We start from the raw sequence: 22,262 nt of genomic DNA on the forward strand, positions 1-22,262 counted from the left end.
GGTAGTTGTACTGCTTCACCCCACCCCCGGCCCCTCCCCTCCGGGAGAGGGGAGCCAGTCGTCTGCTTGCGTCAGGCTCCCCTCTCCCGGAGGGGAGGGGCCGGGGGTGGGGTGCATTACGGCCACAGCTCAAACGCCACCCGGAACGTGTTGCAGTGCGCGTCCACGATATCGGCCAGCCGCTCGGAGTAGCCGCCGCCCATGCTCACGGCCACTGGCAGGTGGCGGGCGTGGCACAGGCCGAGCACCAGCTCGTCGCGCCGCCGGCAGCCCGCCGGGGTGAGGGCCAGCTTGCCCAGCTTATCCGTGGCCAGCACATCCACCCCCGCCTGGTAGAATATGAAATCGGGCCGCACGCGCTCCACCAGTGGCTCCAGCGTGGCCGCGAGCCGCGCCAGATATGCTGCATCATCGGTGCCCAGCGCCAGCGCAATATCCAGGTCCGACTGCTCCTTGCGCAGCGGGTAGTTGGCCCCGGCGTGCATCGAGAACGTGAACACGCGCGGCTCGTCGCGGAAAATGGCCGCCGTGCCATCGCCCTGGTGCACGTCCAGGTCCACAATCAACACCTGCCGGGCCAGCCCGTGCGCCAGCAAATGCGCGGCGGCAATGGCCTGGTCGTTGAGCACGCAGAAGCCTTCGCCCCGGTCGGCGAAGGCGTGGTGGGTGCCGCCGGCCAGGTTCAGTCCAACGCCGTCGCGCAAGGCATGCAGGGCCGATTGCAGCGTGCCCGCGCTGCTGCTCAGCGAGCGGCGCACCAGCATCGGGCTTTGCGGCAGGCCCAGGCTGCGCACTTCGCGGGGCGTAAGCTGGAGGTCGCGCACGCGGTGCCAGTAGGCGGCGGTGTGCACGCGCAGCACGTCGGCCTCGGCGCAGAGGCCGGGCTCGTAGAAATCGGCCGGTTCGGCAATGCCCTGCCACAGGAGCTGTTCCCGAATCAGGGCGTATTTAGCGATGGGGAAGCGGTGGCCGGCGGGCAGGTCGAGGGTGTAGTGGTCGGAAGTGGCGAGGCGGGGCATACGCCGCAGGTACTGTGAATGGGGGGTGGATGTTTTTTCGAAACGTAAATCGTATGTCATGCAGAGCGCAGCGAAGCATCTTTACTGCGCAACGCAATTAAATGGATTGGGGATTAATGGTGACGGTAAAGATGCTTCGCTGCGCTCTGCATGACGTTTAATAGCTTCATGTTTCCAAAAATAAATTCAATCTGAAAAAATAATTGCTAATTATTTTTAAAATAAGTTGCGCAATTAAAATTAATAGCTAACCTTTGTCGCACCAAAAGCAAACAGCCATGTACCGCCACTTCCCATTCACCAGCAATTCGGATAAGATGCAGCCAGAACGGCTGTCTCCGCTCGGTATGTTTGCCTGATTTCAGCCCTCGCTGAAACCCGCCACGCCCGAGCCCACAACGCTCGGGTTTTTTGTTGTTCGTCGGTTTATCAACCGCTTAGCTCAATCCACTCATGCACAGTATCCGCCCCGAATACCTGCCTAAACAGTCCCAGCTCCGCCCCGATGGCGGCTCGCTGAACCGGCGCGGTCGTGCTTTTCTTCCTGGTTGGATGCGTCGATAACCTCGGCGTAATTCCCGCGAAAAAGAAAAGCCCGGCCCGCAAAAGCCGGGCTTTTTCGTGTCATTAATTCCTGAATAAAAATCCGTTTTTATTTGCCCGGAAGAGGTGCGTCTAATTCAAATTAGTAATTAGCTGCATAAAAATAAAATTGGCCTTTTGAGTCGATTTAAAATTCAAATCAGCTAATTCAGCACTCAACATTTAACCCTCAGTCCTTTCATTTATGCGCTTCAATTTCTTCTCCCGAAACAGCGCGCCCACCGTCAACCACGAGGGGGCGCCCGCCTTCACCCTCACGCCCCAGGTGGAGCTGTACGCCGCCGTGGCCACCGCCGCGCTCAGCGACCAGTTCTACGAACACGCCGATACCCGCCTGCAGCGCTTGCGCGAGCTGGTGGCCAAAAACGAACCCGTTTTCGTAGCGCAATTGGCGGTTTATGCCCGTGAGAGTCTCAATCTGCGCACTGTGCCCCTGGTGCTGTGTGTGGAGCTGGCCCAATTGCACCGCGGCGATAGCCTCGTGAGCCGCCTGGTGGCCCGCGTGGTGCAGCGCCCCGATGAAATAACGGAACTGCTGGCTTTCTACGCCCTGGCCAACGCCCGGAGCGGCAACAAAGTCCTCAACCGCCTCTCCAAGCAGCTGCAGAAAGGCCTGGCGCTCAGTTTCAACCGTTTCGACGGCTACCAGCTGGCCAAGTACGACCGCGACGGGGCCGTGCGCCTGCGGGATGCCCTTTTCCTGGTGCACCCCAATGCCAAGGATGCGGCTCAGCAAGCCCTTTTCGACCAATTGGTGCGCGGCGAGCTGCCCACGCCTTATACCTGGGAAACCGAGCTGTCGGCGGTCGGGCAGGGGAGCTACGCCACCGATGCGGACCGGCAAACGGCCGTCCGCCAGACCTGGGAAACGTTGATTACCAGTGGTAAGCTGGGCTACATGGCCCTGTTGCGTAACCTGCGCAACATCCTCGAAGCCAACGTATCAGCCGCAACGATGGAGCGGGTGTGCGATACCCTGGCCGACCGGTTTGCAGTAGCCCGCAGCAAGCAGCTGCCGTTCCGCTTCCTGGCCGCCTACCGCGAGGTGAAAGCCCTGCCAAGTGGCCATGTGGCAGCGGTTCTGGCAGCCCTGGAAACGGCTATCGCGCACAGTGCCGTAAACCTGCGCGGTTTCGGGCCCGATACCCGCGTGGTGGTAGCCTGCGACGTGTCGAGCTCCATGCAAAAAGCTATTTCGCCGCGCAGCAAAGTGCTGCTCTACGATGTGAGCTTAGTGCTGGGCATGCTGCTCCAGAGCCGTTGCCAGAACGTGATTACCGGCATGTTCGGCGATACGTGGAAGCGCATCAGTATGGCCCGTGGGCCGGTGCTGCGCAACGTGGAGGAGTTCTACCGCCGCGAAGGCGAGGTGGGTTACTCTACCAACGGCCACTTGGTTATCAAAGACTTGCGCGAACGGCGCGAGGTAGTGGATAAAGTGATGCTATTCACTGACGTGCAGCTCTGGAACAGCACCGGCGACGGTGGCACCCTGGCCCGCGAATGGGCCGAGTACCGCCGCACCGTGGCCCCCAGCGCCCGCCTATACCTCTTCGACCTGGCCGGGCACGGCACCGTGCCGCTGGAGGTGCGCCCCGAAACGGGCGTGGCCCTCATCGCCGGCTGGTCCGATAGGGTGTTCGACGTGCTGAGCGCGCTGGATAACGGCGGCTCGGCGCTGAGCGAAATCGAGAAAATTGATTTGTAAATCCTAAAAAAAACGGCCGGGCAATAAAGCGGAACCCCCGGCCGCTGCGGTGCAGGGTGGCGTAGGCGTGGCCTACTTCGCGGGTGCTGGGTGGCCGCTTCGGCGGTGAGGGTTCGAGTCCCTTCATCAAATGTGGCCCGCCGCTCATTCCCCCTGCTTTGTGCGGTAAGCTTTAGCTTGCCGTGAAGTGACTGAACAACAATATTTTGCTAATAAAGCCGGCAAGCTAAAGCTTACCGCACACATGAGGAAGACGGCTGCCCACCTGGGGCAGTCGCCGACCGGGGCGGGGCCATACCTGTGGCCCCGTTCCACCCTTGCTGATTCCGAATGGTTCGGGTGCCGTAGGCGGGCGTTACTTCTGGTTGTTTCCAGTTCTGCTTTATTGGAGAATTGCGGGTTCGAGCCCTGGTCCCAAATCTTGGTTTCGGACGAAACTATACGCCTGCCGCCTGTTGCCCCGAATTTTCGGAGAAAGCCGAATTAAACAACCTGCCGGATGCCGTAGGCCCGCGCTACTCCGACCCTATCACGTCGGGCCTTTGGGCCCGTTGCGCGGGCCGCTTGTTGCTCCGGTTTTTTTACTGATAAAACGGGCTGGTGCCGTAGCACCGTCCTACTTCGATTCGTTGGGTCGCGGGTTCGAATCCCGCCCGCTGGCTTGCCGGTGGTAGCTCAGTCTGGTAGAGCAAATGACCACGACGATGCGCCCTGTTGCCCGGCCCGTTTTATTTTTTTCTCATCAACGATGGAGATGCCAACTGATGCCTCTCCACCTCGTGCAACAACCATTTTTATGGCCAACATATTACGCGGCAACGACCTTCGCGCCCTCGGGTTTCCCGAAGGCCGGGCCATCGGGCTCGCGCTGGCTCAACTGCAGCGCAAGCACCTCAAAAAACTCTCCCAAACCGACCAGCTGGCGTTGCTGGGCCAATTAATTGCCAACCCCAGCGACTACCTCACGCACCTCGACTGGAGCCACACGGCCGCCGCCCTGCTGCCCCCGCCCAACCGGCACATTGCTCTGGTCGAGCGCAAGGAATACGCCGTGTTCGGGGCCGAGCACATCGAGCCGGGCGCCATCCATCAGATGGAAATAGCCATGAAACTGCCCGTGACCGTGGCCGGCGCGCTCATGCCCGATGCCCACCACGGCTACGGCCTGCCCATCGGCGGCGTGCTGGCCACCGACAACGCGGTGATTCCCTACGCCGTGGGCGTGGACATCGGCTGCCGCATGGCCCTGTCGGTGTTCGATTTGCCGACCAAGTACCTCACCCAGCGCACCCAGGAGCTGCGCAGCCTGCTGCTCGAAAATACCCGTTTCGGCAGCGGCCGGGGCTTCGAGCGGGGCCAGCGGCTGGACCACGCGGTGCTGGACCGGGCCGAATTTCAGGAAATTCCTTTTCTGAAAAACAAGCTTGATAAAGCTGCCGAGCAGGTGGGGACCTCCGGCTCCGGCAACCACTTCGTGGAGTTCGGCATTGTCGAAATCACCGAGGCGGAAAACGAGTTGGGCGTGCCCGTGGGCCAGTACCTGGGCGTGCTCTCGCACTCCGGCTCGCGGGGCCTGGGCGCGGGCATCGCCGAGCGCTACACCAAGCTGGCCAAGGACGTGTGCCAGCTGCCCGGTGAAGCCCAGCACCTCGCCTGGCTCGGCCTCGACACCGAAGCCGGCCAGGAATACTGGGCCGCCATGACCCTGGCCGGCGACTATGCCTCGGCCTGCCACGAGCAGATTCACCGCCGCCTGGCCCGCGCCCTGGGCGAGAAGCCCCTGGCGAAAGTGGAAAACCACCACAACTTCGCCTGGAAGGAGCGGCTGGCCGATGGCCGCGAGGTCATCACCCACCGCAAGGGGGCCACGCCGGCCGGCGTGGGCGTGCTCGGCATCATCCCCGGCTCGATGACGGCCCCGGGCTTCATCGTGCGGGGGCGGAACGGGGCGGGGTCGCTGGCTTCGGCTTCGCACGGGGCGGGCCGGCTCATGTCGCGCACCCGCGCCAAGGCCGAGCTGGGCGAAAGCCAGGTGCGCAAGTACCTGGCCGACCACGGCATCGAGCTCATCGGCGGCGGGCTCGACGAAGCACCCATGGCCTACAAAGACATCCACGCTGTGATGGCCAGCCAGCACGAGCTGGTGGATGTGCTGGGCTCCTTCACGCCCAAAATCGTGCGGATGGACGGGGCCTGATGGCTGGTTTCTCGTTGCTGGTTGGTTTTCATCCTGAAAAACGGCTCAACAGCGTTCAGCCAGATGCTAGAAATCAGGAGCTGAAGCTCCTGCTTCGGCAGCAACTGCGTTGCAGCAGTTAATTCCCCCGCAATCCGAACGACCGGTGCCGTGCGTACATAACTGCGTGTCTCTTACAGGGGACAGTTGTTTTCATAGCTCGGAAAGCCTCTCGCCTTTGGCGGGAGGTTTTTTAATTGCAGGGAAAGGGTATCCCACAGCACAGCGCCCCGGCCATTGCGGCCGGGGCGCTGTGCTTTTTATCCCAGAAAGGACGGGTAGCGGCGGGGTTTAGTGCACCATCAGTCGCTTGGCCACGAGGCCAGCCGCCGTGCGGGCCTGCACCGAATACACGCCGGGGGCCAGGCTGGCCAGCGGCAGGTCAAGGGCTTCGGCGGGGCCGGCGGCCAGGGTGCGCGTGAGCACTGAGCGGCCCAGGTTATCGGTCACGGTTACCAGCGTGGGCTGGTTGCCGCGCAGGGCGGCGGGCAGGAGCAGGGTGGCCGTGCCCCGGGCCGGGTTGGGGTACACCGCCGCCAGCCGTGCCAGGGCGGCCGGGGCCGTGGCCAGCGGCGCACCAATGCCCACCGCAATGTCGCGGATAACGAAGGGCACTACTGCCGGTACCGTGTTGCCCACCAGCGTGGCCAGACCGGTTGTCAGGTTGAAGCGGTAGAAGTTGCTGCTGCCGCCAGCCGTCACCTCCGTCAGGAAGCCTTCGTTGCGGTTGAGGCCGGCATTGGAATAAATATCGAAATCGATGGCCTGCGGTGAGCCAATGCCATACGTGCCCGATGGCACCTGCAGCATCACCGTAACCGGAGCCGTAAGCACGCCGCCATTGGGCGGGCTCACCACCGAAAGCAGGCCGTTATTCAGCTCATCGAAGGCGTAGAGCGTGGTGCTGGCCGCGCCGGGGTAGGCATTGGTGTAGGCCACCGCCCCAATGCCGGGCGTGGCCGGCGAGCCACTGGCATAGGCCAGGTTGGTATCGGTGCCGGCCAGCGCGCCGGTAACAGGGCTGAGGCGGTAGTTGGCGCGGGTAGTGCTCACCACCCGAATCAGGTCGGCCACGGGGTTGAAGTCGAAGCCGATGCGGGCGGTGCGGCGGCCCAGCTCCAGGCGCACAGCGGGCGCTACCGGCGTGGCGGCCCCGCTGGTCAGGTTCAGGGTGTAGAGCTGGGCATTGGGGGCGGGGGCCAGGGCGGCCGTGTCGTAGCCCAGGGCGTAGAGCTGAGCGTTGGCGGGCCGGAAATCCATGCCTACCAGGCTCTGGCCGGCCGCCACACCGGCCACGGTAGCGGGCGTGCCCACGGCCACGCCATTGGCCACATTGATGGCAACCAGGCCCTGCGATCCGGCCGGCGAGCCCAGATAGGGAGATGTGAGCGTGCCCAGCCCATACACCGTCTGGGCCAGGGCGGCGGGGCCAGCCAGCACGGCCAGGCCCAGCGAAATGCCGGCCAGCCCGGAAAACGAACGTAAAGAAGTAGCCATAATAATCGGAGCGAAAACGGGTAAAATGCCTGTCCTGCAAACGGCTACCCGCTGCCGAAAGTTACTGGCCCCGGCCCGCGCCGGCTACGCTACCACCCGCACCGCATCGCCCACCCGGATGATGCCGCCCTGCGCAATGTGCGCCGTGAGACCGCCGTGCCCGCGCATGGCGTTGTAGCCGCCGGGGCCCAGCTCTTCCTCCATGCGCGAGCAGGGGTGGCACTCGCCAGTGATGTCGAGAATAACCTCCTCGCCGATATGAATCTGACGGTTTTTCAGGGCCAGCAGGTTCAGGCCGCTCACCACCAGGTTGCGGCGCAGGCGGGTGGGGTCCAGCGGTGCATCCAGCCCCAGGTAGCCCGCCACCGATGCCAGGTGCTCGTGCTGAATAAGCGTGACCTGCCGCTTGCCGCCCGCCTTGGGCCGGGCATGGTCGCCGAGCATGTGGGAGTCGGTTTTTAATTCGACCTCGGGCACCGCCACCAGCGGCTCGCGGCGCAGCGGGCGCTGGCCAATCCAGGCCAGGTGGCCGGTTTGTGGCAGGGTGCTCAACAGGCGCGCCACCGTCGATTTATCGTCGCCAAAAAAAGGAAAAGCCATGCGAAAGGGTAGGGGGCTTGGTTATGGGATATTACAGCTCATCGGGTGTGCCAAAGCCTTCTCGGATTTCGGTGTGCCGAATCTGGCCGCCGAGGTTGCCGGCCCGGGCCAGCAGGCCGAAGCTGAGCACGGCCGTTGCCAGTGCCGCCAGCGTCAGCAGGCGGGCTTTGGGCGACCCATTCTTCAGCAGCAGCAACCCAAACAGGGCCAGCGCCGCCGCTGCCTCCAACACCCAGAAACCCAGCTCGGCCGCTGCCTCGTGGTTCTGGATGAGGGCGCGGCTCACGCGGGGCAGGTTGAGGGCAATGGCCGCCGCACCCTCGCCCGTGAGCTGAGCCGGCAGGCACAGCAGCCCAGCGGCCAGCACGGCCACCAGGCCGGCTTTGGTCAGGTCGAGACTATGCTTTAGCACGCCTGCCGCCAGCAGCACGGCGGCAAAGAGACTGCCCACAATGGGCACATGGTTGACAATGAGGTGCAGGTGGGCTTGGTTCATCAACGCGAAATGAAAACGGAATGGGGGATGGCGGCCGGAGGCGCAAAGCTACTCCGGGCCCGTGAGCGGCCGGAATCACGCAACCCTTTTCCCCGGGCAACGACTCTCCTTTAATGAACTGCCAGCGGGGTAAAATCGTTATTTAACCAGCCGGTTATATTGCCAATGGCGCAATAAAGCGGCCCCGCGTCGTTGGCTGATTTTTAGCGGCAGTTCGGCGGTGCTTAACTGCTGGTTATGGCGGGCTTTACACCGGTATCCGCTTGCTAATAAGCCCACCAGCGGGCGCTGAAAGCTGGCATTACGCTTGCCTTCAGGTTTGTACTTAACAGTCATTTCCCTTCTCCTGCTTCGATATGGCTTTCCTCCCTCGTTTTATTAGTCGCTTAGCGGCTCCGCTGCTGCTTGTGCTGCCGCTGGTCCTGACTGCTCCCGCGCAGGCCCAGACCGCCCCCGCGCCCACCGACGTTATCCGCGAAATCACCGATGCCGTGGGCCTCAAAGCTCGCTTCGAGCTGCGCGCCACCCGCGAAGTCGACAACGCGGCCGCCGTGGTGTACAACGGCAAGCGGTTCCTTCTCTACAACCCCGATTTCCTGAATTCCGTGAACCGCGCCGGCCACACCGACTGGGCCGGCATCAGCATTCTGGCCCACGAGATGGGCCACCACCTCAACGGCCACACCCTGCGCGCCGGTGGCTCGCAGCCCGCCGATGAGCTGGAAGCCGACGAATTCTCCGGCTTCGTGCTGCGCAAGCTGGGGGCCAGTCTGGCCCAGGCCCAGGCCGCCATGGCCACCGTGCCCGATGCCGACGATTCGGCCACGCACCCCGGCCGCACGCCGCGCCTGGCCGCCATCGGCCAGGGCTGGCAGCGGGCCAATGCGCAGCTGGTGGCCAGTGCCCGCGCGGCCGCGCCCTCGGCCGCCCCGGCCGTGGTAGCCGCGCCGCCGGTGCGCCGCTACCCCACGGCCCCGGCCGATGATGAGGGCGAAATGGTGGCCGTGAGCCAGAACACTGGCGGTGCCGTGCGCCTCGTGGGCCAGCTCACCTTCCGCAACGACCCCAGCCAGCGCTACTACCTCACCAACGCCCTAAAAGTGGTGCGGGTAGATGAGGACGACAACGCCGAAGTGGTGGGCCGCGTGACGCGCACCACCAGCGACACTTTCCCTTACGTGCTCACCGATGGCCAGCAGCACCGCCTGTTCATCACGGCCCGTGGCGACGTGTATGACAAGGCTGGCCAGCGCGTAGCCAAGCTGCACGACACCATGTAAGGAGCCGTTTGCCCATAATCGAAAGCCGGCCTGCGTAATTGCGAGCCGGCTTTTTTGCGGGGCGGCGAGTTTGATTCTGGCCGGCTGTTGTTCCTTCGCGGCCGGTTTCCCCATGTCCCCCATTCACTGCCTTATGTCCCAGCTTCCTTTTCTGCTGATTGATGCCTTCACCACCGAGCCCCTGCGCGGTAACCCCTGCGGCGTGGTGCTCGATGCCGACGACCTCGACCCTGCGCTTCGCCAGCGCCTGGCCCGCGAGTTCAACCAGTCGGAAACCGCTTTTGTGAACCGCGCCGCGCCCGGCAGCACCGAATTCACGGTGCGCTTCTTCACGCCGGCCGAGGAAATTCCGCTGGCCGGGCACCCCACCATTGCCACCGTCACGGCGCTGCTGCACGCGGGCCGGGTGGCGCTGCCCGCTTCCGGCGGGGGCCTCACGCTCACGCTGCACCTGCTGCACGGGCCCATTCGGGTCGATGTGCTACCGGGCGCGCCCGGGGCCCCGGCCTTGGTCTGGATGACGCAGCGGCAGCCCATATTTGGGGCCACGCACGCGCCGGAAGTGGTGCTGCCGCTGTTCGGCCTGACCCCTGATGACCTGCTGCCCGGCGCACCCATCCAGACGGTGAGCACCGGCACGCCGCAGCTCATGGTCCTGCTGCGCGACCACGCCGCCCTGCGCCGCGCTCACGTGGCCGATGCCGCCGGCCTGGGCCGCTACCGCGCCACCAGCGACTTCTTCAGCCCGCACCTGTTTTGCCTGGGCGGCGCGACTTCGGAAGGCGACACCTTCGCCCGCCACTTCGGCACCCCGCCCGACGTGTCGGAAGACCCCGTCACGGGCTCGGCCACCGGAGGCATGGCGGCCTACCTCTGGCACCACGGCTATATCAATTCGCCCGAGTTCATTGCCGAGCAGGGCCACGACATGGGCCGGGCCGGCGCGGTGCAGGTTCGCATCAGCGGCCCGCGCGAAGCCATTAAATCAGTGCAGATTGGCGGCACCGGCGTGGTGGTGCTGGAAGGCGGGCTGCGCGGAGGCTTGTAGGAGGGAAGCGCAACCGGGACTGGTTTGTTTCTGTTAATGAGCCAGAAAAAGAACGTCATGCTTCATCTGGCATCCGTGTAGCCGAAGCATCTCGCGTGCAGTAGTAAACCAATCGATTGAGTTACTTCTCCGTGCGAGATGCCTCGGCTGCGCTCGGCATGACGGCCTTTTTCAACCCTCAACCCTCAAAACTCAACCCTTCCCAAGTGCCCGAATTACCCGAAGTCGAAACCTACCGCCGCTTTATCGACGAAATTGCCGTGGGCCAGACCATTGCCGCCGTGCAGGTGAACGATGCCCACGTGCTGGCCACGCCCGAAGACCAGCTTCGCGCCGGCCTGGTGGGCCGCACCATCACGGGCACCAGCCGCCTGGGCAAAAACTGCTTTGTGGAGCTCGATAACGGCCAGGTGCTCGTGCTGCACTTCGGCATGACCGGCGACATCGGCGCTTACCGCGACGAGCCCGACGCCCCGCGCTTCACCCGCGTGGCTCTGCACCTCGACGATTCGGGCCTGCGCCTGGCCTTCATCGACCCGCGCAAATTTGGCCGCATCCGCCTCGCCGAAAGCGCCGCCGCCCACCAGGCCGCCAAAAAAATCGGCCCCGATGCCCTCGCCATTACCGCCGCCGAATTGCAGGCCAAACTCAGCCGCCGCAAAACGCTGCTCAAGCCGCTGCTCCTCGACCAGGGCATCACCGCCGGCCTCGGCAACTGGATTGTGGACGAGGTGCTGTTTCAGGCCAAAATTCACCCCGAGCGGCTGGGTGCCTCGTTATCCTCAACCGAATTTAAAGCCCTCCACGCCGCCATTCAGCTGGTGCTCACCACGGCCATCGCCCACGAGGCCAACTATAAATATTTCCCCAAGGGCTTCCTCATCCACGCCCGCGAGTGGGACGACTCGGCCACGCCCGGCTCCGACGCACACACTTTCTGCCCGCGCCACCCGAAGGTGAAAATCGAGAAATACTACGTGGGCGGCCGGGCCACCTACCTCTGCCCGAAGTGCCAGCCTGCGCCCACTTTAGTGCCTGCCGCCCAGGCCGCCGGCGGTTGAGTCTTGGCCGATGCCCGCCGGGTAATGCCCGAAGAATAACCAGTTTTTGTGTCGACAGAAATTGCGTAATATGGTGCGTAAAAACTTTGTAAATCAATTGGTTATCCATTGATTTCCTTTAGCGCCTGCGTCACTTCGAACTCCGTTATCTGCTCCGGGTAGTTGGCGTAGAATATATTGTCCTCATTCAGTCGGTAGCCTCCAATCAGGGCCCGTTGCGCGGCTTCCAGATGCTGGCGGGCCAGGGCTGACTGGCCCTGCGCCTGGTAGGTGAGCGCCAGGTAATAATTGGCCTCCGGATGCTGCGGATAGGCTTTCAGGCATTGTTGCAGGTAGAATTGCGCCTGGGTGGATTGCTTGAGCCGGGCGGCCGCCACGCCGGCATAGAACAGCGTGTTGAAGTGAACCGGGCCCTGGCCGTCGGGGCCGCGCTGCAAGGCCATATCCTGGGCCAGCGCGGTTTCGGCCCGCTGGTAATGCCCCAACTCCAGCTCACAAATACCCTCGAAAAACGGATACGTGTGGTCCATCTCGCGGCCGTTGGGCTTGAGCTTGGCCACGCGCTGGAAATCAGCAAGGGCCCCGGTATAGTCCTTCGTGAAAATGCACTTGAGGAAGCCCCGGTAGGCCATCCAACGGTTCGCATCGAGCGCCACGGCCTTGTCTACCAGTGGGAAAGCCTGGGCGTAGTCGCCGCATTTAATTAGCGGCATGGCCTTCTGCTGGTAGGCGTAGGCAATGTTGGGACAGGCCGCAATCAGGCTGTCGCAATACTGCCCCCACTGCGGGCTGAGGTAGCTGACGCGGTGCGCGCCCCGGTCGAGGTACCGGGCCACGAGGGTGTCCTGATAGGCTTTGCTGCCACACGCCGCCGCCAGCGGCGGGCTGCCGGCGGCAGCCAGTGCCTGGCCATAGCCGCGACAAGCCGGAGCCAGCAGGCTAAGGAATAACGGCCACCACTTTTCCATCGGTTAGCTTGAACGTTAAATAAGTGAAGTAGCTCACGGCGTGGCCGCTATAGGTGACCATCCGCCAGTCCTTCAGCGTTTTCAGAAAGGCGTACAGCTCCTGCACCAGCTCCGGGCGGAAGTGAATGGCCGCGTAACTCGCATCGGTTTGCAGCACCTGCGTCATCGGTTGCCGATACCCCGCGCAATCGACCACAAACCGAAAAGTGATATAGCCGCTGCCATTGAATTTGCGGCTGCCGCGCTGTAGAAAGGCGGTGGCCTCGCGCACCAGCGTGGCCGAGCTGCGCGGGTACTTCCCATCCATGGCGAAGTAGGGCAGCGTCATGGTCTTTGCGCAGGCGGGGTTGCGGGTGGTGGTGGTGTCGAGGTATTCGCCTTCGTGGAATGGGAGGTACTGGGCGTGGGCGGGTAGGTACGACAATAACAGGAGGGAAAACATTGTGCTGGCGTTCCTCTTTCGTTTTTTTAGCATGGGCAAAAGGGCCTCGATTCGGCGCAGAAGTTGCAGGCTAAGGTTGAGGCCATAGTAGCGGAGCATAAGGGGATGCTATGTAAAGAACAGCTATAGAATCTTGAACGACTCAGTTATTAGCTTGATGTCATCGCGCTTATAGAATAATCCCTCTTCACTATCAATTGCAATGAAGTCCTTCGCAATCTTATTGTATTTATTTCTCATCCATCCGTATTTAGCCTTCACACCTGCTGATTTATGCTTCAGCCCATTAATTATTATTGAACGCATGCTGCTGTAATAATTTACCAAAGATTCATTTTCTAGGTATTGACTTGCATTTGCGAAATAGTCTATAAAATACTTATCATCTGAGTCTTTTTTGGAATGTAAGCCAATTGTACTGTCAAAATGAACGGCGCGGTATGAATGAGTACTATTTGCTGTATAATTTGATTTCATTATATCAAGCACAGACTTGTCAAATATTACACGAGGGTAAATAGCAGCTTCAGTTTCAGTTTGATATGCTTCTACCAACGCTGGCCCCAATACAAATTCATCATTATGAAATAGCTTCCCATAGGAAATTGCACCTCGACATAAAATTCCTTTGCTGAATAATGCCACAATCATTCGGTTTATATTTCCAATAAAAGTTGAAATTTCTTTGGTGTCATCTTCTTTAAAGGAAACTACAATTGAATCAGAAAATTGGGTAACAATTTTTGAAGTTTCTTTTGGTATTAGTGAAACTATATTCTTCATCTCTTGTAGAGCTTCAATGATATGCCTAACCTTTTCGGTTTGTTCCTTTTCTTTTACGACGGTTTCGTCTATGATTTTCTGAAACCCTAGAATGTCCAAGAATAAAACCACTCTGTTTTCGTATAATTCCATAAGTGTGCTGTATTTAAATTGAAACGTTTTGTTTATTGATTTGCTTTTGTTTCACCCTCAAACATAATACCCCAGGCCCGTCACGCAAGCCCACTGAGTAGCCGTGAGCCCCAGCCGCGATAAATCATCAGGCAATCTTGATGAAGCCCACCAGAAGTTGCAACAGTATACAACTGCTCAGAAACAGCTCAAATCGCCGCCCGTCGTCCAAGTGCTAATGCCCAGCAGCCACTACAGTCACGCCAGCAGTCCCGGAAACAGGATTTCGCAGCGGTTAATGGCATGGCAATGCCGCGACCGAAATCGATGCCCTAGAACAAGCTCAACGGAAATACGCAAGGCGCAGGATACGCCGTAAAAACGAATACCCCGAATAGGCAATTCGGCCCGCCAGAACAATCCGCTTGGAGTTGTTTTGGCGGGCCGAATTGCCTATTCGGGGTATTCGGGCTTATAGCTCGTTGTTTTTCGCGGCAGCTTTGCGGGTGAGCGCCGTGAGGGGCGAGCGGGTAATGTCCGACTCACTCTCGAAGCCGGTGCGGCGCACGTTGGCGGCGGCGCTTTCGCCGGTGGCGGGCAGGGCGCGGTTCATCCAGCTCAGAATGTCGGTGGTGGTGCCGGGCAGCAGGCCGTGGAAGGCCGCCAGAAACTTGGCGGGCAGCGACAGTATCACCTCGCCGTCGCCCCGGCGGCAGGCGTTCCAGATTTGGCGGGCGGCCTGCTCGGCGCTGAGCGTGAAGCCGGGCAGCGCATCGGCGATGCTGAACCAGGCAAACTCCTTTTGGTGCTGGCCCTTCACCAGGGCGTGGTCCTGGCTGCCGGTGCGCAGCAGGCCGGGGCACACGGTGGTCACCGAAATGCCGTGCTGGCGCAGCTCGGCCCGGAAGCCTTCGGACAAGCCCACCAACGCAAATTTGCTGGCGCTGTACGGGGCCATGTGGGGCAGCGCCACCTTGCCGCCCAGCGACGAGATATTGACGATGCGCCCCGCGCCGCGCTGCCGCATGCTGGGCAGCACCGCCTGCATGGCGTGCAGCGGCGCCCAAAAGTGCACGGCCATCGACTCCTCAAAATCGCGCGAATCCATGTTATCCAGTGGGCCGGCGGTGATGATACCGGCGTTGTTCACGAGCACATCAACCGGCCCGAGACGGCTTTCGACCTCGGCTACCATCGTGCGTACCTCGACCGCGTTGGTGACGTCGCGGGAGAGCGTGAGCACGTCGGCCTCGGCGGCGCCGGCCATCAGCAGGTCCTGGCGGGCGCGGGCCAGCTCGGCTTCGTCGCGGGCGCAGATGGCCACGCGGGCGCCTTCGGCCACGGCCTGGCGGGCCAGCACGAGGCCCAGTCCACGCGAGCCGCCAGTGATGAGCACCACGCGGCGGCTCAGGTCGTAGGAGCCCCGGCGGTTGCCCCACAGGGTGGCGGCCAGCGTGGCCGCGCCGAGGCCGGCGGCCAGCAGCCAGTTTGATTTCGAGCGTTTGGCTTGTTTCATGGTCAGTAGTATGGAAAAAGCGGCCCAAAGGTTGCAAGCTGAGCCGGGGAGGCCCGAATTTTCGGGGTTCGCTGGCACGAAAGATGCGTGGAAAGGCGTTCGGCACGATATGAGCCGGTCTTTTGGCCGATATTTACTCTTTCATAGCGCTATGTTTCCGGGCGCTGTTTTTTGCTTTTTCGCTTTTCTATGAAATTCTTGTTGCTCTCGCCGCTGCTGGCCCTGGCCCTGTTGTCGGCGGCTCCGGCCGCCCAGGCGCAGGCCACCGTCAAAACCAAGGTGAAGCCCGCCGGTCAGCCCAGCGTCAAAATCAAAACCACCGTGCCAGCCGAGCCCTCCGTGGTTTCGCCGCCCGATGCCGTTATCGATGCCAAAGCCAACGCCCTCACCACCAACATGCAGCAAAACCTGGGCCTCAACCCCCAGCAAACCGAGAAGGTGCGCGTCATCAATCGCCGTGCCGTAGAGCAGGTCGAAATCGGCCGCCTGCGCTACAAAGCCGACCCGCGCAAGCTGGCCGGCGTGGTAGAAAGCGCTGGCCGCTCGCGCCTCGAAGCCCTCAAGGACGTGCTCAACCCCGCCCAATTTGGCAAGTACCAGCGCAAGCGCGAAGAGAAAATGGGCGTGCCCAATGCCCAAGGCGTGCAGGGCAATGCCGCGCCCGGCCTGGGCGGCGGTGTTCCCAGTGAGTAGATAATCTGCTGTCATCCTGAGCGCAGCGAAGAACCTTGTCACGTTGACGCGATTTGCTCAGCGGTGACAAGGTCCTTCGCTACGCTCAGGATGACAGCAGATTCATCGGTCACATGAAAAAGCGTCAGACTCTCAGGAGGCTGGCGCTTTTTTCGTGGCCACTCTGCATCGCAAAAGCCGCCCGTCCGGCGTATTCTTGCGCTATGACTCCCGTTCCGCCCGCTGCCCCAAACCGCTTTGCCGCCCTCTTATCCCGCGCCGGGCTCGACTGGTTTCTGCTGGCGCTGCTGGGCGTAGTGGCGCTGGCCTACTTCGCGCCCGGCCTGGGCAGCAAGGCCAGTCCTGTGCCGTGGCACAGCATTACGACGGTGGGCGTGGCGCTGGTTTTTTTCTTTTATGGCCTGAAGCTGAGCTTTGATAAGCTACGCGACGGCATGCGCAACTGGCGGCTGCACACGCTGGTGCAGCTGAGTACGTTCGTGCTGTTTCCGGCCCTGGCGCTGCTGGTGCACCCGTTTTTTGGGGCTGAAGGCGGCGAGCTGCTTTGGCAAAGCATCTTCTTTCTGTGCGCGCTGCCCAGCACGGTTTCCACGTCGGTGGTGATGGTGAGCATTGCGGGCGGCAACCTGCCGGCGGCCATTTTCAACGCCAGTATTTCCAGTCTGTTGGGCATCGCTCTCACGCCGCTGCTGTGTAGTTTTTTCCTGCATACCAGCACGGGCGGTGGCCAACTCTGGAGCCTGGCCGTGCAGCTGCTGTGGCAGGTGGTGCTGCCGGTAGGGGCGGGGGTGCTGCTCAATTCCCGCTTCCACGCCTTCGCCGAGCGCCACAAGGCCGGCCTGCGCATCTTCGACCAGGTCACCATCCTGCTCATCGTCTTCACCGCTTTCTGCGATTCCTTCGCCGATGGCATTTTCAGCCGCTACCGCCCGGCCGATATTTTCAAGCTGGGCGCGGGCATGGTTGCGCTGTACCTGCTGGTGTTCGGCATCATCTGGGCCCTGAGCCGCGCCCTGCACTTCCCCCGCGCCGACCAGATTGTGGCCGTTTTCTGCGGCTCGAAAAAGTCGCTGGTGCACGGCAGTGTGATGGCTAGCCTGCTGTTTCCGGCCAGCGCCGCCACGGGGCTCATTCTGCTGCCGCTCATGCTCTACCACGCCTTGCAGATTGTGCTGGCCAGTAGCATGGCGCAGTACCTGGGCCGCCAGCCGGTAATAGAGCCGGTGGCAGCCTGACGCGGCGGAGCCGAACCAACGGCAAAACCTCACCCCCGGCCCCTCTCCGCAGGAGAGGGGGGCCACGGCGGCGTATACAAGGTGTTTTTTTGCAAAAAAAAGGTTCGATTCTGGATAGAATCGAACCTTTTTTATAGCCTGACATCAGGCTCCCCTCTCTTTTGGAGAGGGGCCGGGGGTGAGGTCACCCGCGTCAGGTTTTGCAGGGAAGTTATGCTTACGCGCCCAGCTTCTCCCCGAAAAACGCCAGCGTCAGCGCCCAGGCTTCTTTGGCGGCTTCGGGGTGGTAGCTGGCCCGTGCGTCGCAGTGGAAGCCGTGGTCGGCGTAGGAGATGACGGTGTTGATGTAGGGCTTGTTAGCCGCTTCCACCGCCTCAATTACCTGGTTAATATCGGCTTTGCCAATGTGCTCATCGAGCCCGCCCCAGAAAAACAGGTGCGTGGCGTGCAGGTCTTTGGCGCGGTCGGCAATGGTGTGGGTGCCGCCGCCGTAGTACGATACGGCTGCCGCCAGCGGCAGCACGGCATTGGCCAGAAACGATACCCGGCCGCCCAGGCAAAAGCCGATGCTGCCAATTTTTTCAGCTTTCACCAGCGGCTGGGTTTGCAGCCAGGCGTAGGCTGCCTGCAGGTCCGAAGTCAGGTCGTCGTTGTTGATGGCCATGTAGTGGGGCATGGCCTCGGTGCCGAAATTGGCGTAGTCGATTTCCAGGCCCGGGGCGGCCGTGCGGTGGAACAGCTCGGGGGCGATAACGGCATAGCCGGCCGCCGCCAGCCGGTCGGCCACGCTGCGGATGTGGTGGTTAACGCCGAAGGCTTCCTGCAGCAGGATGATGCCCGGTACGGGGCCGGTGCTGCTGGGGAAAGCGGTGTAGGCACGCATCTCGGTGCCATCGGCCACGGCGAGGGTGACGAAATTCTGGTCGCTCATTTGAAAGGATTTGGGATTGTTTCGGGCATTAACAGTTGAACGGGCAATTGTTCATTGCGCCGGCCCGGCCCGGGCGCTTTTCCGAACCGGATGGCCCGGCCGGGGGTTTACCACCTTGTTCCAATCCGCTGGCTATGAAATCCACCCCCCAAATCCGCCTCAACGTCCTCGACCAGTCGCCCATCCGGCCGGGCAGCACCGCCCGCCAGGCCCTGCTCGAAACCGTGCAGCTGGCCCAGCTCGCCGACCGCCTCGGCTACACCCGCTTCTGGGTGAGCGAGCACCACAATACCCACACGCTGGCCGGCTCTACGCCCGAGGTGCTCATTGCCCACCTCGGCAGCCAGACGCAGCACATCCGGCTGGGCTCGGGCGGCGTGATGCTGCCGCACTACTCGGCCCTGAAAGTGGCCGAAAACTTCCGCCTGCTCGAAAACCTGTTTCCCGGCCGCATCGACCTGGGCATGGGCCGCGCCCCCGGCGGCGACCGCCTCACGGCCCACGCCCTCAACCCCAGCAACACCTTCAGCGAGCAGGATTTCGTGGAGCAGCTCATGGACCTGCAAGCCTATCTGCGCGATGACAAGGTGCCCGACACTATTCACGAGCGGGTGATGGCCGCCCCCCAGGCCCCCACCGTGCCGGAGCTCTGGCTGCTGAGCTCCAGCGGCCAGAGCGGCCTGTTTGCCGCGCATTTGGGCATGGCGTTTTCGTTCGCGCAGTTCATTAATGGGGCGGGCGGCCCGGCGGCCGTGCGCCAGTACCGCGAGCGGTTCCGGCCCAGCCGCGAGCTGGCCGCGCCGCTGGCCAACGTGGCCGTATTCACGTTTTGCGCCGATACCGAGGAAAAAGCCCAGGAGCTGCGCAAAGCCATGGACATGCAGCTCATCCGCTTCAACCGGGGCGAATACCGCACCTTTCCCTCGACCGAAGAAGTGCGTAACCACCGTTTCTCCGCCCAGGACCAGGCCCACCTTGCCTCCAACCGCAACCGCGTGGTGAGCGGCACCCCCGAGCAGGTGCACGCCCAGTTCACCCAGCTGGCCGCCGACTACGGGGTAGATGAAATCACGGCCGTCACCATCACCGCCGATTTTCAGGACCGCCTGCGCTCCTACGAGCTGCTGGCCGAGGCCTTCGAGCTAACGCCCGCGCCGGCCGAACACGAGGCCCAGCTGGCCTGATTGAACGGCTGTCCACTGACGCCTGACAGCGCTCACGACTTCGCCAGCACGGTGTAGCGACCTGTGGATTTGTGTCCCGTTGTTGAACGATGCAGGCGGTTTCCGTTCAACGGCGAAACCCATTAACAATATGTTCTCAATAAAAAAACCCGGCCTTGCAGCCGGGTTTTTTTATTTGAAAAGCAGTCGATTGGCTGAAAAATGCTGAATCAATCCCATTGCAATCCTGAAGACATTCTGGTTTCTTTGGAAAGTTTATTTGGAATGATTCTAAATAGCGAACACCTTTGTGCTCTATTTTGAATCATTCTAAATAAGGTCATGAAATACTTCGTCCCGCTCCTTTCGCTTTCCATTGCGCTGCTACCCGCCACGGGGTTTGCCCAGAATACGCCGTTGCGGCACCATGAGCAGCAGCGCGGCAGCAGTAAGAATGGCACCGTGACGGGCCGCGTGCTGCTGGCCGATGGCCAGCCGGCCGAGCAGGTTTCGGTGCGTCTCAAGGGCAGCGAGCGCGGCACCGTTACCGCCGCCGACGGCAGCTTCGCCTTAAAAGTGCCGGCGGGCTGGCAGGCCTTTGTGGTGAGCTGCCTGGGCTGCCAGGCGCAGGAAGTGGCCGTAGAAGTGCAGCCCGGCCAGGCGGTGGCCCTGCCGCCCTTCACGCTGGCCCGGGGCGAGCAGCAATTGCAGGAAGTGACCGTGGCCGGCGCTAAAAGCCTGAACCAGAGCACGCCCAGCGCGGGCAAAATGCCCATCGCGCCCCTCGACAACCCGCAGGCCACGCTCACCATTGAGCGGCCGGTGCTGGAGCAGCAGCAGGCCCTGCGCCTGAGCGACGTGCTGACCAACGTGGCCGGCGTGTACGTGATGGGCACTACGGGCGGCGCGCAGGAGGAAATCGCCAGCCGGGGCTTCGCCTACACCAGCGCCAACACCTTCAAAAACGGCGTGCGCTTCAACAACGGCATCATGCCCGAAGTAAGCTCCCTGGAGCGCATGGAGGTGCTGAAGGGCAGCGCGGCCATTCTGTACGGCAACGTGGCGGCGGGCGGCATCCTGAACCTGGTGACGAAGAAGCCGTTGTTTGAGCGCGGCGGCTCGGTGGGGCTGCGGGTGGGCAGCTACGGTTTCGTGAAGCCGCAGTTCGACGTATACGGCGCGGTGGGGGAGAGCCGGCAAGTGGCCTTCCGCCTGAACGGCACCTGGGAGCGCGCCGACAGCTACCGCGCCGGCGTGAAGAGCAACCGCGTGTACGTCAACCCCTCGCTGCTGTTCCGGCTGTCGCCTAAAACCGAGCTGGTGATTGAAGGCGACTATCTGCGCGACAACCGCACGCCCGACTACGGCATCGGGGCTATCGGCTACGAGATTCAGGAATCGCGCAGTCGCTTCCTGAACGTGGCCGACGCCACCAACGCCACCAACCAGACCAGCGCTACCGCCACCCTCACCACCCGCCTCAATAGCACCTGGCAGGTGCGGGCCGTGGGCTCGTTCCAGCGCTACGACAACGAGCTGCGCAGCGCTGCCCGCCCCACCAGCATTGTGGGCACCACGGCCGGCCGCCGCTACGGCGACTGGCAGCGCGGCCTGCAACGCACCCAAACGGCCGAGAACTATTACCTCGCGCAGGTCGACCTCACCGGGATGCTCCGCACCGGCCGCATTGGCCACACCGTGCTGGTGGGCGCCGATGCCGACCAGTACAACACCAACACGCTGGCCTTCATCTCTCAGGCCTACGACTCGCTCAACATCCTCAATGCCAGCCGGGTGCTGGGCCAGCCTAAAGGCCGGGTAACGGGTTTCGACGCCATGCGCTACAACACCCGCACGCTGGGCAACACCCGCCGCGCCGGCTTCTACGCGCAGGACCTCATCGGCCTGACTGACCAAGTGAAGGTGCTGGCCGGCATGCGCTGGAGCTACCAGGAAACCCCCAGCGACGTGTACACTTATCCGGCCCTGGCGCTGCCGGCCACCAACGCGCCCACGGTAGCCGAAAACCGCCGCTACGACAATGCCTTCTCGCCCCGCCTGGGCCTAGTGTATCAGCCCGTGAAAACGACGGCCATTTTTGCCTCGTATTCCAATTCCTTCACCCCGAATTCCGGCGTCGATGTGCGGGGCAATAACCTGGCCCCTTCGCTCATCGACCAGTACGAAGTCGGTATCAAAAATGACCTGTTTAAAGGAGCTTTGTCGGCCAACGTGACGGCCTACCGCATCGTGAACAGCAACCAGGCTCAGAGCGTGCTGCCCACCGACCCGCGCTTTGCCACCGCCGCCACTGCCAGCCCGCAGGAGCTGGCCGGCCAGGTCACCAGCAAGGGCATAGAAGTCGATATCCAGAGCCGGCCTGTCAATGGCATCTCGCTCATTGCCGGCTACAGCTACAACCACACGGCCTACACCCGCAGCAACCTCTACGAAGACGGCAGCCGCCTGCGCTACAACCCCGCCCACACGGCCAATGCCAGCCTGTACTACAGCTTTGCCAACGTCTTCGCCAACAACAACTTCCTGCGCGGCCTCAGCGCCGGCCTGACGACCTACTACGTGGGCGACCGCCTGGCCGGCCGCAATCCCCGCCTGCTCGACCCCACCACCGGCAAGCCCTGGGCCACGAACGGCACGGCATCGGCCGATGCCTTCAAGCTCATTGCTCTGCCCAACTATTTCCTCTTTGACGCCTCGGTGGGCTATGCCTACGAGCGGTTTTCGGTGCGCTTCAAAATGGCCAACCTGCTCAACGAGTTGAGCTACAACGTGCACGACGACAACAGTATCAACCCCATCGCGCCCCGCACCTTCGCCACCACCCTCACTTACAAGCTGTAGTTGAACCCCG

Annotated in this window: 19 protein-coding genes; 9 read left to right on the forward strand and 10 right to left on the reverse strand. The window is 62.2% G+C overall.

The window, feature by feature from the left end; genetic code table 11:
- Nucleotides 1-116 precede the first annotated feature (116 nt).
- A complete protein-coding gene (locus HBN54_RS18240; RefSeq protein WP_168674661.1) occupies nt 117-1,019 on the reverse strand; it encodes a histone deacetylase family protein in 903 nt (300 codons plus the stop codon).
- A gap of 787 nt (nt 1,020-1,806) precedes the next feature.
- Here HBN54_RS18240 and HBN54_RS18245 point away from each other — a divergent pair.
- Both HBN54_RS18245 and HBN54_RS18250 read left to right on the forward strand, forming a co-directional pair.
- Nucleotides 1,807-3,330: a TROVE domain-containing protein gene (locus tag HBN54_RS18245; protein ID WP_168674662.1), complete on the forward strand. Its 1,524-nt coding sequence runs from the start codon at nt 1,807-1,809 to the stop codon at nt 3,328-3,330.
- Between the two features lie 796 nt (nt 3,331-4,126).
- Nucleotides 4,127-5,527: an RtcB family protein gene (locus HBN54_RS18250; RefSeq protein ID WP_168674663.1), complete on the forward strand. Its 1,401-nt coding sequence runs from the start codon at nt 4,127-4,129 to the stop codon at nt 5,525-5,527.
- Between the two features lie 330 nt (nt 5,528-5,857).
- On the opposite strand, the gene HBN54_RS18255 is transcribed toward HBN54_RS18250, so the two are convergent.
- From HBN54_RS18255 to HBN54_RS18270, 4 genes are all read right to left on the reverse strand, one after another.
- Entirely contained in the window at nt 5,858-7,063 is a 1,206-nt protein-coding gene (locus tag HBN54_RS18255; protein WP_168674664.1) for a DUF4394 domain-containing protein, read from the reverse strand.
- Nucleotides 7,064-7,147: 84 nt separating this feature from the next.
- Entirely contained in the window at nt 7,148-7,663 is a 516-nt protein-coding gene (locus HBN54_RS18260) for an MOSC domain-containing protein (RefSeq protein ID WP_168674665.1), read from the reverse strand.
- Nucleotides 7,664-7,694: 31 nt separating this feature from the next.
- Nucleotides 7,695-8,159, reverse strand: a complete 465-nt coding sequence (locus HBN54_RS18265) for a hypothetical protein (RefSeq protein WP_168674666.1) — start codon at nt 8,157-8,159, stop codon at nt 7,695-7,697.
- A gap of 138 nt (nt 8,160-8,297) precedes the next feature.
- Nucleotides 8,298-8,495 carry a hypothetical protein gene (locus HBN54_RS18270; protein ID WP_168674667.1) on the reverse strand — a complete coding sequence of 66 codons (198 nt, stop codon included), beginning with the start codon at nt 8,493-8,495 and terminating at the stop codon, nt 8,298-8,300.
- A gap of 20 nt (nt 8,496-8,515) precedes the next feature.
- Here HBN54_RS18270 and HBN54_RS18275 point away from each other — a divergent pair, with 20 nt between their 5' ends.
- From HBN54_RS18275 to mutM, 3 genes are all read left to right on the forward strand, one after another.
- A complete protein-coding gene (locus HBN54_RS18275) occupies nt 8,516-9,439 on the forward strand; it encodes a M48 family metalloprotease (RefSeq protein ID WP_210428108.1) in 924 nt (307 codons plus the stop codon).
- Between the two features lie 133 nt (nt 9,440-9,572).
- Nucleotides 9,573-10,487, forward strand: a complete 915-nt coding sequence (locus HBN54_RS18280; RefSeq protein WP_168674668.1) for a PhzF family phenazine biosynthesis protein — start codon at nt 9,573-9,575, stop codon at nt 10,485-10,487.
- Nucleotides 10,488-10,693: 206 nt separating this feature from the next.
- Entirely contained in the window at nt 10,694-11,548 is an 855-nt protein-coding gene (gene mutM / locus HBN54_RS18285) for a DNA-formamidopyrimidine glycosylase (RefSeq protein ID WP_168674669.1), read from the forward strand.
- Between the two features lie 101 nt (nt 11,549-11,649).
- Here mutM and HBN54_RS18290 read toward each other — a convergent pair whose 3' ends face one another.
- From HBN54_RS18290 to HBN54_RS18305, 4 genes are all read right to left on the reverse strand, one after another.
- Nucleotides 11,650-12,516, reverse strand: coding sequence for a tetratricopeptide repeat protein (locus HBN54_RS18290; protein WP_168674670.1), 867 nt, complete (start codon nt 12,514-12,516; stop codon nt 11,650-11,652).
- Nucleotides 12,488-12,958, reverse strand: coding sequence for a hypothetical protein (locus HBN54_RS18295; RefSeq protein ID WP_210428109.1), 471 nt, complete (start codon nt 12,956-12,958; stop codon nt 12,488-12,490). The genes HBN54_RS18290 and HBN54_RS18295 overlap by 29 nt, the downstream gene beginning before the upstream one ends.
- 123 nt (nt 12,959-13,081) lie before the next feature.
- The gene (locus tag HBN54_RS18300) at nt 13,082-13,873 is read right to left on the reverse strand and encodes a hypothetical protein (protein WP_168674672.1); all 792 of its coding nucleotides are present in this window, start codon (nt 13,871-13,873) and stop codon (nt 13,082-13,084) included.
- 451 nt (nt 13,874-14,324) lie between these two features.
- The gene (locus HBN54_RS18305) at nt 14,325-15,368 is read right to left on the reverse strand and encodes an SDR family NAD(P)-dependent oxidoreductase (RefSeq protein WP_168674673.1); all 1,044 of its coding nucleotides are present in this window, start codon (nt 15,366-15,368) and stop codon (nt 14,325-14,327) included.
- A 189-nt stretch (nt 15,369-15,557) separates the two neighbouring features.
- Here HBN54_RS18305 and HBN54_RS18310 point away from each other — a divergent pair, with 189 nt between their 5' ends.
- Nucleotides 15,558-16,061 carry a hypothetical protein gene (locus HBN54_RS18310; protein ID WP_168674674.1) on the forward strand — a complete coding sequence of 168 codons (504 nt, stop codon included), beginning with the start codon at nt 15,558-15,560 and terminating at the stop codon, nt 16,059-16,061.
- Nucleotides 16,062-16,264: 203 nt separating this feature from the next.
- On the forward strand, nt 16,265-17,296 hold the full coding sequence (locus HBN54_RS18315; RefSeq protein ID WP_168674675.1) for a bile acid:sodium symporter family protein: 1,032 nt from the start codon (nt 16,265-16,267) through the stop codon (nt 17,294-17,296).
- A gap of 217 nt (nt 17,297-17,513) precedes the next feature.
- On the opposite strand, the gene HBN54_RS18320 is transcribed toward HBN54_RS18315, so the two are convergent.
- A complete protein-coding gene (locus HBN54_RS18320; protein ID WP_168674676.1) occupies nt 17,514-18,227 on the reverse strand; it encodes a dienelactone hydrolase family protein in 714 nt (237 codons plus the stop codon).
- A 134-nt stretch (nt 18,228-18,361) separates the two neighbouring features.
- Here HBN54_RS18320 and HBN54_RS18325 point away from each other — a divergent pair, with 134 nt between their 5' ends.
- Nucleotides 18,362-19,411, forward strand: coding sequence for an LLM class flavin-dependent oxidoreductase (locus HBN54_RS18325; RefSeq protein WP_168674677.1), 1,050 nt, complete (start codon nt 18,362-18,364; stop codon nt 19,409-19,411).
- A 321-nt stretch (nt 19,412-19,732) separates the two neighbouring features.
- Nucleotides 19,733-22,252: a TonB-dependent receptor gene (locus HBN54_RS18330; RefSeq protein WP_168674678.1), complete on the forward strand. Its 2,520-nt coding sequence runs from the start codon at nt 19,733-19,735 to the stop codon at nt 22,250-22,252.
- The last annotated feature ends 10 nt before the right edge of the window (nt 22,253-22,262 follow it).

Origin of the sequence: Hymenobacter artigasi (assembly GCF_012275535.1) — a bacterium.
Taxonomy (GTDB): Bacteria; Bacteroidota; Bacteroidia; order Cytophagales; family Hymenobacteraceae; genus Hymenobacter; species Hymenobacter artigasi.